Consider the following 14,675-nt stretch of genomic DNA (forward strand, 5'->3'; position numbering starts at 1 on the left):
ACGTAATGTAGCGTATTTATTGTTTTACTGGCAGTTAATAAGCTAGGACACAATCACAACGCAACCTGAAAGGGGTCTTCTGATGACACAACGTATCGCTTTAGTGACCGGCGGCAGCCGTGGCCTGGGTAAAAACGCCGCGTTGAAGCTGGCGGCGAAGGGAACCGACATTCTTCTGACCTATCACAGCAACCGCCAGGCGGCTCTTGATGTGGTGGCGGAGATTGAGCAAAAAGGGGTCAAGGCGGCAGCATTGGCGCTGAACGTCGGCGATTCCTCAACATTCGACGCCTTTGCCAGCGAGGTGGCGCAGGTGCTGGCGCAGAAGTGGGGACGCACTACCTTTGATTATTTACTGAACAACGCTGGGATCGGCCTCAACGTCCCCTTCGCCGAGACCAGTGAAGCGCAGTTTGACGAGCTGATGAACATCCAGTTCAAAGGGCCGTTTTTTCTGACCCAGCGGCTGCTGCCCCTCCTGCAGGACGGGGGGCGGATCCTTAATGTCTCCAGCGGCCTGGCGCGCTTTGCCCTGCCGGGCTATGCGGCCTACGCCGCGATGAAGGGGGCGATGGAGGTCCTGACCCGCTATCAGGCGAAAGAGCTGGGCGGACGGGGGATATCGGTGAACATCATCGCGCCGGGGGCCATTGAGACCGATTTTGGCGGCGGGGAGGTGCGTGATAACGCCGAGGTGAATCGGCATATCGCCGCCCAGACCGCGCTGGGGCGCGTCGGGCTACCGGATGATATCGGCGACGCCATCGCCGCCCTGCTCAGCGATGAGCTGGCGTGGATGAACGCGCAGCGTGTGGAAGTCTCGGGAGGGATGTTCCTCTGAACCCCGCTGTCGTCAGACCGTGAGCGGCGGCGCGCTAGGGCGCAGCCGACCGAACAGCCAGTCGTTGTGCCAGCGTCCGTTGAGCCAGTAGTTCTCCCGCAGCTCCCCCTCCAGCCGGAACCCGGCTTTGAGCAGTAACTGCTTAGACGCCTCGTTGCCGGCGGTGACGGTGGCGGTCAGGCGGCGGACGCCGCCGGTGGTGAAGGCGTAGTCGCACAGCGCGCGCAGCGATTCGTAGCCGTAGCCCCGGCCCTGCGCCGCCGGGGCGAAGAGAAAGCCGACCTCGGCTATGTCGCGCTGATGATGTAGGTAACCGGTGAGGCCGAGCGGGGTATGGGTCAGCCTGTCGCGCACCACCAGGCACAGCCAGTGTGCATCCCCGGGCGTCCACGGCGGCAGCCGCGAATCGAACGCCTCGCGGATGGCCGCCTGCGGCCGGGGGTCGGCCACATAGAGCATGACCTGCGGATCCTGCTGCAGGGAAAGAAAAAACGACCAGTCGTCCAGCTGCAGCGGTGAGCAGCGCAGGCGCGGCGTCAGAAGTTCAGGCATAAGCGTCATTCCGGGCAGGGCGAATCCCCTGAACATAGCAGGAGAAGGCCGCCGGGAACAGCCCGACTAGGTTGGCTCACCGTACAGGCCAATCAGCCGGCGCACCACGCCGTTGGTCCAGCCGAAGCCATCCTGCAGGGGATACTCCCCGCCGCCGCCCTCATGCGGCACGCCGGTGGCGATGTGGTATTTCTCAATCAGCTTGTGGTGCTGCTTGTAGAAGTGGTTGACCGTCTGCAGCCAGCTCCAGGCGATCTCATCTCCCAACGGATCCTGACCGTAGCGTTTAAATCCCTGCACCGCCATCCACTGTAGCGGCGCCCAGCCGTTGGGTTTATCCCACTGCTCGCCGCTTTCGTATTCGGTGGCCATGATCCCTCCGGGGGTGAGCAGGCGGGCCCGCACCGCATCGGCAAGGCGTTCCGCCTGTTCGTGGGTCGCCAGGCCGACGTAAAGGGTGACAATGCTGGCGGCGGAAAACAGCGCCAGCTGTTCGCGGCGCCAGTCATAATCGCGAAAACAGCCGTTCTCATCGTCCCACAGGTAGCGGTTAACCGCCGCCCGCCGATCCTGAGCCTTCTGGCGGAAGGCTGCTTCCGTCTCGCGATCGCCCTTCAGCCCGGAGAGGTTGGCGATGGTCGTCTCCAGCTTGAACAGGAAGGCGTTCAGGTCGATGGGGATAAACTGCGTGGTACGGATACTGGCCAGCCGCGTGATATCCCGCAGCCAGCGGCTGGAGTAGTCCCAGCCGGACGCGGCGCCCGCCCGCAGATCGCGGTAGACTTCATTAGCCGGCCGTCCCGAGTGGCGGGCGGTCTCCACGTCCTCGCGCCACGATTCATCCCGCGGCGTGTCCCGATCGTCCCAGTAGCGATTGAGCAGGGAGCCATCCGGCATGCGCACCACGTGCCGATACGCCTGATGCGGGATCAGCGACTCGGCGCCGTCCATCCAGAAGGCGTGCTCCATCTTCAGATGATCCAGATAGCGCTTCGCGCCGCGCACGCCGTCCTCTTCAAAAAGTTCGACCATCAGGGCGAACACCGGTGGCTGCGAGCGGCTGAGGTAGTAGGTGCGGTTGCCGTTCGGAATATGACCGTAGGTTTCAATCAGCCAGGCGAAGTTATCGGCCATGCATTTCAGCAGATCTTCCCGGCCGCTCTCCGCCAGCCCCAGCATGGTGAAATAAGAGTCCCAGTAATAGGTTTCGCTAAAGCGGCCGCCGGGGACGATATAGGCCTGCGGCAGCGCCAGCAGCGACGACCAGGGGATATGATCCTGAGGCTCGCGGGTCAGCACCGGCCACAGCTTATCGATGTGCTCTTTCAGCGTCAGGTTGGGGTCGGAGGTGTAAACGTCGGTCTGGCTCTCCGGCAGCCAGAAGTTGTCCTCAACGAACTGCCGTAGATCGAAATTGGGCTGACGTTTGACCTTCCGGTAGTTCCGCAGGATGTCCAGCGGGTCGTGCTTCGGCGCGCAGTCGGGAAACGTTTTGCTGTCGGCAAAAATGCGTGATTTCTGCACGTTGGTAAACAGCTCAAGATAGCGATCCGCCGGGGTGAGGGCGTCAGACGCCGGAAGCCCCTCGATCACCTCAGGCTCCGGTTCAGCGTCAATCATCTCATCCAGCTTTAATTCGTACGGATCGGCTTCGTAGCAGGGATCGATGTCGATCCTTAACTCGTCGTCTTCAACGTGGCGTAATTTCTGGCTGAACATAGCGATACGGACCTCCGGATAGCGTGAGTTCGCGGCCGGGCGTACCCGGCCTTGTCTTTTAAGCGTAGACAGTCGCTTCGGTGAGTGTGAAGCAAACTGTGCGTTAGATCACGCTTTTCCGCCTGCAGGGGACGCCGTGATTTTTAAGTAAAGCCTTGATAAATCATTAATAAGTCCGCGCTTGGGCGAAGATAAAATTCGGAGCATTCATTATGCAACAAAATTTTATCCCGGGGCGCTCACTCCCACGCCGCCTCCAGCATCTCCAGCAGCTGTTCGCTGCTCAGGCTGACCGGATTGGCCTTCATGGATGAGGAGGTGCTGGCGGCCAGCGCCGCCGGCTCCAGCGCGTCGCGCGCCACGCCGAGGTCGCGCAGGGTGCCGAGACCGGCGCGAAGGCTCCATTCCCGCAGACTGTCCCAGACCCGATCCGCCGGGACCTCCAGCCCGTCGGCCAGCCAGCGGCGAACGTCGTTGAAGCGCTGGCGCAGGGCGGGGTCGTTTATCTGCGACTCATTCAGCGCCAGCCCAAACGGCAGCAGGCTGCCGCACAGGGCACCGTGCGAGGCGCGGCTCAGGCCGCCCAACGGGCCGGCGAGGCCGTGGATCACCCCCAGCCCGGCGTTCGCCAGCGCCAGTCCGCCGCACAGGCTGACCCAGGCCATCTCGTCGCGGCTGGCCGGGCACTCTTTTTCCATCAGAACCTTCAGCGCGCGGATACCCCGCGGGATCGCCTGTTGACAGAGGGCGTCGGTGAAAGGGGTGGCCCGGCTGCAGAGCCACGGCTCTATCACCTGGGTCAGGGCGTCAAGGCCGGAGCTCAGGGTGATACTCCGCGGCGCGTTGTCGGTTAGCGCCGGGTCGACAATCGCCAGGTCAGGCAGCATCCGGTCGTCGCGCAGGCTCACCTTCCGCTGCTGTTCCGGAACGTTGATCACCGCATTTTTGGTAACCTCCGCGCCCGTCCCGGCGGTGGTGGGGATCGCCACGAACGGCAGGGGACTGGCTTCCAGCTGACGGCCCGTTCCCACCACCTCCAGATAGTCGATCACCGGGCCGGTGGCGGGGACCTGCGCCGCAATCGCCTTACCGGCGTCAATCACCGCGCCGCCGCCGAGGCTGACCACCGCCCTGATCCCTTTTTCGCGCGCCAGCTGGACGCCCTGCTCAATATCGCTAAGCCAGGGTTCGCGACTTATCGCCAGCGTCGTGACTGCAAGCTGCAGCGCCTCCAGCTGCTGGCGGAGAAACGCCGCCCGCTGCGGGCTGGCGCCATGCACCAGCAGAATGGGACCACCCTGCTGCGCCAGCCAGGGGGCGGCGCTCTGGGCCTGACCGCGACCAAAACGAATATTGGCGGGCATCAAAACGGTAAAAGGGGTCAACATGTCGGGTTCCTTTTCGGCAAACAGGCTGGAATCAACTATACACATTATCCAGCGCTCTGCCTTGTTGCTGGCTGGCAATAGAGTAGAGTGAATGAACTGTCTTTTATGGCTGAGGAATCGCTGACGATGCTAACAATTCTGGGCAAACGCTCTTCAATCAATGTACGGAAAGTGCTGTGGACCTGCGAGGAGATCGGGCTGGCGTACCAGCAGGAGGATTACGGCAGCGGGTTTAAGCCCCTGGACACCCCTGAATTTCAGCGCCTGAATCCTAACAGCCTGGTGCCGGTGCTGCTGGACGATGACTTTGTGCTCTGGGAGTCGAATAGCATCTGCCGCTATCTGGCGCGGAAAGCGGAGCGCTGGGATCTGCTGCCCGCTGAGCCGCAGCCCGCCGCCGAGGTGGAGCACTGGATGGACTGGCAGGCGACCGAGTTCAATAATGCCTGGCGCCATGCCTTTATGGGGCTGGTGCGTAAAGATCCTCGCTTTCAGGATCCGGCGGCGATTAAAGAGAGCATTGCCACCTGGACCCACTGTGTGCGCATTGTCGAGGCGCAGTTGCAGCGTACCGGGGCGTGGATAGCCGGCGAGCGCTTCACCCTGGCCGATATCGTGCTGGGGCTGTCGGTGCATCGCTGGAAGATGACGCCCTTTGCGCATCCGGAAATGCCGGCCGTGGAGCGCTGGTATATGGCGCTCAATCAGCGCCCGGCGTTTATGCGCCATGGCAATAACGGCGTGGCCTGAGCATAAAAAAAGAAGCCCCTCAGGGCTTCTTTTTATCATCCGGCGCTCGCGTGTTAGCGCATGGTGACAAACTCTTCTGCCGCCGTCGGGTGAATAGCGACGGTATTGTCGAAGTCTTTTTTGGTAGCGCCCATCTTCAACGCCACCGCAAAGCCCTGCAGCATCTCATCCATTCCGAAGCCGATGCCGTGGATGCCGACAATCTTCTCTTCCGGGCCAACGCACACCAGCTTCATGCGGCACGGCTGGCGGTGCGAGGTGACGGCGGTGTACATCGCGGTGAAGGAGGATTTGTAGACCTTCACCGCGTCGTCGCCATACTGCTCGCGCGCCTGCGGCTCGGTTAAGCCGACGGTGCCGATAGGCGGGTGGCTGAAGACCACGGTCGGAATATTGTTGTAGTCCAGATGCTCTTCCGGCTTGTTGTTAAACAAGCGTTCGGAGAGGCGACGGCCTGCGGCCACGGCCACCGGGGTCAGTTCGACGGCGCCAGTGTTATCGCCCACGGCGTAGATGCCCGGCACGCTGGTGTTCTGGAACTTATCGACGACGATGTAGCCTTTATCGTCGGTTTTCACGCCGGTAGCCGCCAGGTTGAAGTTATCGGTCGCCGGTTCGCGGCCAATCGCCCAGATCAGGCAGTCAACGGTCTGGCTGCGGCCATCTTCCAGCTCAAGGGTCAGGCTACCGTCGGCATGCTTCACCACCGCTTTCGGGATGGCGTTGGTATGCAACTGCGGACCTTCGGCGTTCATCACTTCCACCAGCGTGTCGACGATCAGCGGATCGAAGCTGCGCAGCGGCGCGTGCTTACGCACGAACAGGTGGGTCTCAGCGCCGAGGCCGTTAATCACCCCCGCCAGTTCAACGGCGATGTAGCCCGCGCCGACCACCGCCACGCGTTTCGGCAGCGCCGGCAGTTCGAAGAAACCGTCGGAATCAATACCGTATTCCACGCCCGGAATGTTCGGGTGGCTCGGACGGCCGCCGGTGGCGATCAGGATATGATCGGCGGTAATGGTCTCGCCGTTCACTTCCACGGTGTGGGCATCGACAAAGCGCGCAAACCCTTTGATCACGTCGACGTTATTCTTACCCAGCACGTTGTCGTAGGAGGTATGAATGCGGTCGATATAGGCGCTGCGGCTGGCGACCAGCTTCTCCCAGTCGAAATGGTTGATGGTGGTATCGAAACCGTAGTCCGGGCCGTAAAGATGAATGGCTTCGCGGATCTGCGCCGCATGCCACATCACTTTTTTCGGCACGCAGCCGACGTTGACGCAGGTGCCGCCCAGCGCTTTGGCTTCAATCAGCGCGCACTTCTGGCCGTACATGGCCGCACGGTTAATCGAGGCGATACCGCCGCTACCGCCGCCGATGGCGAGGTAATCATAATGTTTGCTCATGCCCATATGTCCTTAATCGTTGATTGCCGCGATTGTAGCGCGAGGCGTAAAAGGTTCCACCGATGGTTGCGATTACTCCGGCACGATCCAGCTGACGGTCGTGTGACCGGTACCGGCCGGCACCAGCTTGCTGTGTAGCCACGGCAGCACATTGTTCATCTGCTGCTCCAGCTTCCACGGCGGGTTGATGACGATCATCCCGGAGGCGGTCATGCCGCGCTGGTCGCTGTCCGGACGCACCGCCAGCTCGATTTGCAGAATTTTGCGGATACCTGTGGCTTCTAAATCTTTGATCATGCGTTTTATTTGCGCGCGCAGCACCACCGGATACCACAGCGCGTAGGTGCCGGTGGCGAAGCGTTTATAGCCTTCGTTAATCCCGGTCACCACCGCCTGATAGTCGGTTTTAATTTCGTACGGCGGGTCGATCAGAATCAGACCGCGGCGCGAGACCGGCGGCAGCTTAGCTTTCAGCTGCTGGTAGCCATCGGCTTTATCGACGCGCGCGCGGCTGTCTTTCTGGAACTCGGCGCGCAGCAGCGGGAAGTCGCTCGGGTGCAGCTCGGTCATCTGCAGGCTGTCCTGCTCGCGGAGCAGCTGGCGGGCGATCAGCGGGGAGCCCGGGTAGTAGCGCAGCTGGCCGTTACGGTTGAAGTGTTCGACCACCGAAATATAGGGCTCAAGCTCTGCCGGCAGGTCGTCCTGCTGCCAGATCCGGGCGATGCCTTCGAGATACTCGCCGGTACGCTCGGCGTGCTCGCCGCTCAGCTGATAGCGGCCCGCGCCGGCGTGGGTGTCCAGGTAGAGAAACGGTTTTTCTTTCTCTTTCAGCGCTTCGATGATCAGGCTCTGAACGGTGTGTTTGAGGACGTCGGCGTGGTTGCCTGCGTGAAAGCTGTGGCGATAACTGAGCATGGATGCAGAGATTCCGGGAAATAAACAAGTTAACCGATAGTTTACCGCAGATCGGCCGAGATTACCGCTGCGCCGCCGCGCTGTTTCATTTCTGCCAAAAGCGTTGCAAAACATAACGATGTCATAAAAGCGTCAAACGGCCGCGCTAGCGTCGGATACAGGCAAGGTAATTGTTTGAATAAAAGGAAAAATAATGAAAAATCAACTCTCGCTGCTGGCCGTGGCGCTGCTGCTGGCGCAACCGGTTCTGGCTAAAGACATCCCGCTGAACAGGGCGGCGGCCCTCGCCAATAGCGTGACGCCGGCTGCCTCCAGCCAGGCGTATGACGATCTTGAGCAACAGGCGCTGGCGCAGCTGCGCCACGCTCTGCAGGGGGATGCCGCCGCGCTGACACGCGATCGGCTGGCGCACACGAAACAAAACACAACCCAGGCCGATACCGCATGGCTGAAGGCCAGCGGCTATGACTTCCAGACCCGGGCCAATCAGCAGGCGGGCGTTGCGCTGCTGTCGGCGTTCAGCAGCCTGCGGGAGACCGTCGTGCAGCAGAATCTGGCGACGGTCACCGCCATTAACCGCGACGCCGTACAGACCACCCGCCGTCAGGCGCTGGCCGATGCGGAAGGGATTAGCTACCTCTACTTCCTCAGCGACGCGCTGGGGCCGCGGCTGGGCAACGCGTTTCTGACCGCCTATGACCAGGGCGCGCTAGGGAAAGCGGCGGCGCTGATCAAAGCCTCGGAGGTCAGCACCGGCGAGGCGAAAAAGCACTACAACAATCCGCGGCCGTTTCTGGTGCAGGGCAACACCATTCACCTGGTGCCGGACGACGTGGTGGTGAAGGATAACCAGCCCTATACCGCCGACGGCGGCTCGTTCCCCAGCGGTCACACCAACACTGGCTATACTGATGCGCTGCTGCTGGCGGCGATGATCCCGGAGCGCTACGACGCGCTGGTGGCGCGCGGCGCACGCTATGGCTATTCGCGCATCGTGCTGGGTGTCCACTATCCCCTGGATGTGATCGGCTCGCGGATGGTGGCCGAGCGCAACGTGGCCCATTATCTTAACGATCCGCGCTACCGGGTATTATTTAACGAAGCCCGCGATCAGCTGCGCGCCGCGCTGGCGAAAGCCTGCGGCACATCGCTTGCCGAGTGCGCGAAGAGCAGCCTGAAAGACGATCCCTGGCGCGATCCGGCGATGCGTGATTTCACTCGTTTCACCATGACCTACGACCTGCCGCGGCAGACGGGGCCGCAGCCGCGCCTGCAGGTGCCGAAGGGGGCGGAAGTGCTGCTGGAGGCTGCCCTGCCGCAGCTGTCTGCGGCCCAGCGTCGGGCGCTGATGGTCAATACCGCGCTGCCGGCGGGCTACCCGCTGTCCGGCGCCACCCCCGAGCAGCAGTTCTGGCAGCGGGTAAATCTGTCGGCGGCCTGGGAAATGGCGCAAAAAGGGCATTAATGCGGTTTCCGGCACGCTGCACCGCGTGCCGCGTTTTTCCGGCAACGGGCGGACTTATCGCAGCAATACCCAGGCTGACGCACCGCCCGTCATTGAAATTCCCCCAACTATCCCCCATTCTAGATCTCATGCATAAGCGCCGGACGCGCGCTTCACTCACCCTTTTCAACAGGACAGCGCATATGACCAATCCATTACTGACGCCTTTTTCCCTGCCGCCTTTTTCTGCGATCAAACCAGAGCACGTGGTCCCCGCGGTCACCAAAGCGCTGGAGGATTGCCGGGCCGCAGTGGAAAGCGCGGTGGCGCACGGCGCGCCGTATAGCTGGGAAAATCTTTGCCAGCCGCTGGCGGAAGTGGACGATGTGCTGGGACGCATCTTCTCGCCTGTCAGCCATCTCAATTCGGTAAAAAACAGCCCGGAACTGCGCGAGGCCTACGAACAGACGCTGCCGCTGCTCTCCGAGTACAGCACCTGGGTCGGCCAGCATGAAGGCCTGTATAAAGCCTACCGCGACCTGCGCGATGGCGATAACTACGCCACGCTGAATACCGCGCAGAAAAAAGCGGTTGATAACGCGCTGCGCGATTTCGAATTATCCGGTATTGGCCTGCCGCCGGAGGCACAGAAACGCTACGGTGAAATCGCCGCGCGCCTCTCTGAGCTGGGCAACCAGTACAGCAACAACGTTCTTGACGCCACCATGGGCTGGAACAAGCTGGTGACCGACGTCGCCGATCTGGCCGGTATGCCGGAAAGCGCGCTGGCCGCCGCTCAGGCGCAGGCCCAGGCCAAAGAGCAGGAAGGGTATCTGCTGACGCTGGATATCCCGAGCTACCTGCCGGTGATGACCTACTGCGACAATCAGGCGCTGCGCGAAGAGATGTACCGCGCCTATTCCACCCGCGCCTCCGATCAGGGGCCGAACGCCGGGAAATGGGATAACAGCCCGGTGATGGCGGAGATCCTCGCTCTGCGCCACGAGCTGGCGCAGCTGCTGGGCTTTGACAGCTACGCCTTTAAATCCCTCGCCACCAAAATGGCGGAGGATCCGCAGCAGGTGCTCGACTTCCTCACCGACCTGGCAAAACGCGCCCGTCCACAGGGCGAAAAAGAGCTGGCCCAGCTGCGCGCTTTCGCTAAAGCCGAGTTCGGCGTCGAAGAGCTGCAGCCGTGGGACATCGCTTACTACAGCGAAAAACAGAAACAGCATCTCTACAGCATCAGCGATGAGCAGCTGCGCCCCTATTTCCCGGAAAACAAAGCCGTTAACGGTCTGTTCGAAGTGGTGAAGCGCATTTACGGCATTACCGCCAAAGAGCGTACCGATGTCGATGTGTGGCATCCAGAAGTGCGCTTCTTCGAGCTGTATGACGAACACAACGAGCTGCGCGGCAGCTTCTATCTCGACCTGTATGCCCGCGAGCACAAGCGCGGCGGGGCGTGGATGGACGACTGCGTCGGCCAGATGCGTAAGCTGGATGGCTCCCTGCAGAAGCCGGTCGCCTACCTGACCTGTAACTTCAACCGTCCGGTCAACGGCAAACCGGCGCTGTTCACCCACGACGAAGTGATCACCCTGTTCCACGAGTTCGGCCACGGTCTGCATCATATGCTGACCCGCATCGATACCGCCGGGGTTTCCGGCATCAGCGGGGTGCCGTGGGACGCGGTCGAGCTGCCGAGCCAGTTTATGGAAAACTGGTGCTGGGAGCCGGAAGCGCTGGCCTTTATCTCCGGTCATTATGAAACCGGTGAACCGCTGCCGCAGGCGCTGCTGGAGAAAATGCTGGCGGCGAAAAACTACCAGGCGGCGATGTTTATTCTGCGCCAGCTGGAGTTCGGCCTGTTCGATTTCCGCCTGCACGCGGAGTACAAGCCGGAGCAGGGGGCGAAAATCCTTGAGACCCTGGCGGAGATTAAAAAGCAGGTCGCCGTGGTGCCGGGTCCAACCTGGGGCCGCTTCCCGCACGCCTTCAGCCATATCTTCGCCGGTGGTTACGCGGCGGGTTACTACAGCTACCTGTGGGCCGACGTGCTGGCGGCAGACGCCTTCTCACGCTTCGAAGAAGAGGGGATTTTCAACCGCGAAACCGGTCAGTCGTTCCTCGACAACATCCTGAGCCGCGGCGGTTCCGAAGAGCCAATGGTGCTGTTCAAACGCTTCCGCGGGCGCGAGCCGCAGCTGGACGCGATGCTTGAGCATTACGGGATCAAAGGCTGATTGCTACGTGAAGATCTGCTTAATTGATGAAACGGGCGCCGGAGACGGCGCCTTATCTGTTTTAGCCGCCCGCTGGGGGCTGGAGCAGGATGACGATAACCTGATGGCGCTGGTGTTGACCGCTGAGCATCTGGAGCTGCGTAAGCGCGATGAGCCTAAGCTTGGCGGTATCTTCGTCGATTTCGTCGGCGGGGCGATGGCCCACCGGCGCAAGTTTGGCGGCGGCCGCGGTGAAGCGGTAGCCAAAGCGGTGGGCATTAAAGGCGATTATCTGCCGGATGTGGTTGACGCCACCGCCGGCCTGGGGCGCGATGCCTTCGTGCTGGCGTCGGTCGGCTGCCGCGTGCGGATGCTGGAGCGCAATCCGGTGGTCGCCGCGCTGCTCGACGATGGTCTGGCCCGCGGCTATGCCGATGCGGAAATCGGCGGCTGGCTGCAGGAGCGGCTGCAGCTGATCCACGCCTCCAGCCTGACGGCGCTGACCGATATCACCCCGCGTCCGCAGGTGGTCTACCTCGACCCGATGTTCCCGCATAAGCAGAAAAGCGCGCTGGTGAAGAAAGAGATGCGCGTTTTTCAGTCGCTGGTGGGGCCTGATTTAGACGCCGATGGCCTGCTGGCCCCGGCGCGCCAGCTGGCGACCAAACGGGTGGTGGTAAAGCGCCCGGATTACGCGCCGCCGCTGGCGGAAGTCGCCACGCCGAACGCGGTGGTGACCAAAGGGCATCGGTTTGATATCTACGCCGGCACACCGGAGTAATATTACGCCGTGGTGGTATCTCCCGGATAGCGGCGCAACGCGCCTTATCCGGGCTACCGCATTGTAGCCCGGCTCAGCGTAGCGCAAGCCGGGAACCGTAATATTTGAACAAACGGCGCCAGTGCGGATCGGCCATCTTAAACGGTTACTCGGCGCTGGCCGGGGTATTAATCATCCGGTTCAGCCAAGGCACCATCAGCGCCATCACCACCGTGACCCCCAGGGTCACCAGGCCAATTTTACTGAACACGCTGGTGTAAACCGGCAGCGTCTGCAGCGGGTCGGTGATATTTTCCGGCACCGCGGTGAAGGTCGCCACATAGCCGCCGAGCAGGAACGCGGCGGCCTGGGTCAGGAACCACATCCCCAGAATAAAGCCCATCAGATGCTGCGGCACCAGCGCGGCGACCATCGCCAGCCCCAGGGCGCTGATCAGCAGCTCGCCCAGGCTCTGGAACAGATAAACCAGCACAATAAACCACGGCGAGGTTAATCCCTGGGCGTCGGCGAACCACATCCCGGCGGCCGCGGCGGTCAGGAAGCCCAGCGCGCAGAGGAACATCCCGAGGGTAAATTTCACCGGCATGGTCAGGTCTTTACCCTTATGACCGAGATGGGTGTAAATCGCCGCCAGCACCGGGCTGGCTACCACCACCCAGAAGGGGTTCAGCGCCTGGAAGCTGACCGGGTTGATGGTAAAACCCAGGATCTGATGATGGACGTTGTTGATGGCGAAGAAGTTCAGCGAGGTCGGCATCTGGGCGTAGAGAATGTAAAACAGCACCGCCTCGATCATCAGGATAAAGGCGACGAACATTTTGTTGCGCCCGGTTTTATCAAGGCGAAACGCCTCGCGGAAAAAGAACGCAATGACCACGACCGACAGGACAATCAGCACCAGGTTGGCGATCATCACGTTATGCATCAGCCAGGCGCAGAGAAAAATCATTACCACCGTACCGGCCAGCACCAGCGCCAGATTGCGCAGGCTGAGGGGGCGATGATCGGGCTCGGAGCCAATATCTTTCACCATCCCGCGGCAGGCGAAGTAGACCAGCAGCGCGATAATCAGCCCCGCGCCGCACAGGTTATAGGTCACCGCGTAGCCAAACTTTTCCGCGATCACCGGCGCCAGCGACAGCGACAGCAGCGAACCGATGTTTATCGACATATAAAACAGGGTGAACGCCCCGTCGAGACGGGCATCCTTCGGCGGATAGCATTTTGACAGCAGGCTCGCCGGGTTGGCTTTAAACAAACCGTTGCCGACGGCGATGGTGCCGAGGGCGATAAAGATCAGCTGCGGTTTCAGCAGCGACATCCCGGTCATAAAGTAGCCGATAGCCAGCACAACCGCGCCGAGCACCAGGGTACGTTTGGTCCCCAGAAGATGGTCGCCCACGTAGCCGCCGATCGAGATCAGCCCGTAAACCAGCGCCGCGAAGGCGCCGAAGGTGATAAAGGCCTGTTCCTGAGAGAAGCCCAACTGTTTAACAAAGAAGACCGCCAGGATCCCCTGAACGCCGTAATAGCCAAAACGTTCCCAGAGCTCCACAAAGAAGATCATGAAGAACGGACGAGGTTGCTGCAGCAAACCCGTAGGTGCAGTTGTATTCATATTCCTTCGCCTTGTATTACTTTCCCAAAAAGTATGAACGCGTATGCCAGAACGCGCCGAAAATGTCTGATAACTCGCCATGCTGCGGTTATTGGCTTAATGAGTAGATTATTATATAGATGTTTTAGTGAATAACTGGCTGATCACACTAATTGAATAGCTTTTTTATGGAGTTAATCTCTGTTGTCTGGCGGGGCAGAAGCGAAAATAAAAACGCCCGCAGCGGCGGGCGTCTGGCATGACACAACGGGAGGGTTATTCGTCTTCTTCGTCGCGCAGCGGGACGATCAGCATGTCGACATGGACGGTGTTGATCAGCTGACGGGCAGAGGACATCAGCTTGCTCCAGAAGTCCTGATGATGGCCGCAGACCACCAGGTCCATATCGTATTTTTTAATCGCATCGACCAGCACCTGACCGAGGTCGCCGCTGCCGCTCAGGGTCTCGGTGATCGGGTAGCCGGCGTTGGTTGAGAGCTCGGTCAGCGCGTGATGGGTCTCTTCGGAGATGCGTTTTTGCATATCGCCGAGGTTCACGTCAATCAGCCCGGTGTAGAGGTCGGAGTAATTTACATCCACGTGGATCAGGGAGACTTTCGCGTTATAAGGGCGGGCCATAGAAACGGCTTTTTCAACCAGTACTTTACTCTCCGGGGACAGGTCTACTGCAATCAGAATATGTTTGTAAGCCATAGTGTTACTCCTTCCATAAGTTTGTCGATGACCATTGGACCTGACAGCTGGCGCTGCCGTTTCGCCCGCGTCCTGCGTGCTACATTCGCGGGAGGGTAGCCTTTAAGGACTTCATTGTAGAAGATATTTCTTACCTTATAGCGCCCCCCGCACTCCGTCAATGCACTGGGTTCACCTAAAAGCTAAACAAATTTATCCGTCTTACGTATTGATAACGAATAACCTTGTGGTAAAAAAATTAATGGATCTCCTACACTATTTAATGAGCCGGTCGGAAAAATAAATGTGATCGGAATCGCACTCTTTACGGTATTGTCGTCGGTTATTTGGGGAGCGGTAGCCG

Annotated in this window: 12 protein-coding genes; 5 read left to right on the forward strand and 7 right to left on the reverse strand. The window is 60.6% G+C overall.

Translation table 11 applies throughout. The features are described from left to right. Positions 1 to 82 precede the first annotated feature (82 nt). Positions 83 to 841 carry an SDR family NAD(P)-dependent oxidoreductase gene (locus GT756_RS19875; RefSeq protein ID WP_017900000.1) on the forward strand — a complete coding sequence of 253 codons (759 nt, stop codon included), beginning with the start codon at positions 83 to 85 and terminating at the stop codon, positions 839 to 841. 12 nt (positions 842 to 853) lie between these two features. On the opposite strand, the gene GT756_RS19880 is transcribed toward GT756_RS19875, so the two are convergent. The 3 genes from GT756_RS19880 to GT756_RS19890 form a co-directional block, all read right to left on the reverse strand. After that, positions 854 to 1,393 (reverse strand): GNAT family N-acetyltransferase, encoded by a 540-nt coding sequence (locus tag GT756_RS19880; protein ID WP_160125039.1) that lies wholly within the window; start codon positions 1,391 to 1,393, stop codon positions 854 to 856. A 66-nt stretch (positions 1,394 to 1,459) separates the two neighbouring features. Beyond that, a complete protein-coding gene (locus GT756_RS19885) occupies positions 1,460 to 3,112 on the reverse strand; it encodes an alpha,alpha-trehalase (protein WP_053809890.1) in 1,653 nt (550 codons plus the stop codon). 239 nt (positions 3,113 to 3,351) lie between these two features. Beyond that, positions 3,352 to 4,500: an iron-containing alcohol dehydrogenase gene (locus tag GT756_RS19890; RefSeq protein ID WP_160125022.1), complete on the reverse strand. Its 1,149-nt coding sequence runs from the start codon at positions 4,498 to 4,500 to the stop codon at positions 3,352 to 3,354. Between the two features lie 126 nt (positions 4,501 to 4,626). Between GT756_RS19890 and GT756_RS19895 the strand changes: the two genes are divergently transcribed. Next, positions 4,627 to 5,250 carry a glutathione S-transferase family protein gene (locus GT756_RS19895; protein WP_023319290.1) on the forward strand — a complete coding sequence of 208 codons (624 nt, stop codon included), beginning with the start codon at positions 4,627 to 4,629 and terminating at the stop codon, positions 5,248 to 5,250. Between the two features lie 53 nt (positions 5,251 to 5,303). Here GT756_RS19895 and gorA read toward each other — a convergent pair whose 3' ends face one another. Both gorA and GT756_RS19905 read right to left on the reverse strand, forming a co-directional pair. Next, positions 5,304 to 6,656, reverse strand: coding sequence for a glutathione-disulfide reductase (gene gorA / locus GT756_RS19900; protein ID WP_053809892.1), 1,353 nt, complete (start codon positions 6,654 to 6,656; stop codon positions 5,304 to 5,306). Positions 6,657 to 6,728: 72 nt separating this feature from the next. Then, a complete protein-coding gene (locus tag GT756_RS19905; RefSeq protein ID WP_004204945.1) occupies positions 6,729 to 7,571 on the reverse strand; it encodes a 23S rRNA (adenine(2030)-N(6))-methyltransferase RlmJ in 843 nt (280 codons plus the stop codon). A 193-nt stretch (positions 7,572 to 7,764) separates the two neighbouring features. Here GT756_RS19905 and GT756_RS19910 point away from each other — a divergent pair, with 193 nt between their 5' ends. From GT756_RS19910 to rsmJ, 3 genes are all read left to right on the forward strand, one after another. Continuing rightward, positions 7,765 to 9,036 (forward strand): phosphatase PAP2 family protein, encoded by a 1,272-nt coding sequence (locus GT756_RS19910; protein WP_160125023.1) that lies wholly within the window; start codon positions 7,765 to 7,767, stop codon positions 9,034 to 9,036. 182 nt (positions 9,037 to 9,218) lie between these two features. After that, complete coding sequence (gene prlC / locus GT756_RS19915) at positions 9,219 to 11,261, forward strand: oligopeptidase A (protein ID WP_023291276.1); 2,043 nt, start codon at positions 9,219 to 9,221, stop codon at positions 11,259 to 11,261. Between the two features lie 7 nt (positions 11,262 to 11,268). Next, positions 11,269 to 12,021 carry a 16S rRNA (guanine(1516)-N(2))-methyltransferase RsmJ gene (rsmJ, locus tag GT756_RS19920; protein WP_004204942.1) on the forward strand — a complete coding sequence of 251 codons (753 nt, stop codon included), beginning with the start codon at positions 11,269 to 11,271 and terminating at the stop codon, positions 12,019 to 12,021. Between the two features lie 145 nt (positions 12,022 to 12,166). Here the strand turns inward: rsmJ and dtpB are convergent, their stop codons facing one another. Both dtpB and uspA read right to left on the reverse strand, forming a co-directional pair. Continuing rightward, positions 12,167 to 13,639 carry a dipeptide/tripeptide permease DtpB gene (gene dtpB / locus GT756_RS19925; RefSeq protein WP_004204941.1) on the reverse strand — a complete coding sequence of 491 codons (1,473 nt, stop codon included), beginning with the start codon at positions 13,637 to 13,639 and terminating at the stop codon, positions 12,167 to 12,169. Between the two features lie 255 nt (positions 13,640 to 13,894). Beyond that, on the reverse strand, positions 13,895 to 14,332 hold the full coding sequence (uspA, locus tag GT756_RS19930) for a universal stress protein UspA (RefSeq protein ID WP_004145166.1): 438 nt from the start codon (positions 14,330 to 14,332) through the stop codon (positions 13,895 to 13,897). Between the last annotated feature and the right edge of the window lie 343 nt (positions 14,333 to 14,675).

It is taken from the genome of Klebsiella sp. Q2 (assembly GCF_009900705.1).
GTDB lineage: Bacteria > Pseudomonadota > Gammaproteobacteria > Enterobacterales > Enterobacteriaceae > Klebsiella > Klebsiella quasipneumoniae.

What these genes read in the sequence shown, in the direction of transcription:
- GT756_RS19875 (WP_017900000.1), top strand. Translation starts at nt 83, where the DNA reads ATGACACAACGTATCGCTTTAGTGACCGGCGGCAGCCGTGGCCTGGGT.
- GT756_RS19910 (WP_160125023.1), top strand. Translation starts at nt 7,765, where the DNA reads ATGAAAAATCAACTCTCGCTGCTGGCCGTGGCGCTGCTGCTGGCGCAA.
- GT756_RS19880 (WP_160125039.1), bottom strand. Translation starts at nt 1,393, where the DNA reads ATGCCTGAACTTCTGACGCCGCGCCTGCGCTGCTCACCGCTGCAGCTG.
- dtpB (WP_004204941.1), bottom strand. Translation starts at nt 13,639, where the DNA reads ATGAATACAACTGCACCTACGGGTTTGCTGCAGCAACCTCGTCCGTTC.
- prlC (WP_023291276.1), top strand. Translation starts at nt 9,219, where the DNA reads ATGACCAATCCATTACTGACGCCTTTTTCCCTGCCGCCTTTTTCTGCG.
- GT756_RS19885 (WP_053809890.1), bottom strand. Translation starts at nt 3,112, where the DNA reads ATGTTCAGCCAGAAATTACGCCACGTTGAAGACGACGAGTTAAGGATC.
- GT756_RS19905 (WP_004204945.1), bottom strand. Translation starts at nt 7,571, where the DNA reads ATGCTCAGTTATCGCCACAGCTTTCACGCAGGCAACCACGCCGACGTC.
- uspA (WP_004145166.1), bottom strand. Translation starts at nt 14,332, where the DNA reads ATGGCTTACAAACATATTCTGATTGCAGTAGACCTGTCCCCGGAGAGT.
- GT756_RS19890 (WP_160125022.1), bottom strand. Translation starts at nt 4,500, where the DNA reads ATGTTGACCCCTTTTACCGTTTTGATGCCCGCCAATATTCGTTTTGGT.
- gorA (WP_053809892.1), bottom strand. Translation starts at nt 6,656, where the DNA reads ATGAGCAAACATTATGATTACCTCGCCATCGGCGGCGGTAGCGGCGGT.
- GT756_RS19895 (WP_023319290.1), top strand. Translation starts at nt 4,627, where the DNA reads ATGCTAACAATTCTGGGCAAACGCTCTTCAATCAATGTACGGAAAGTG.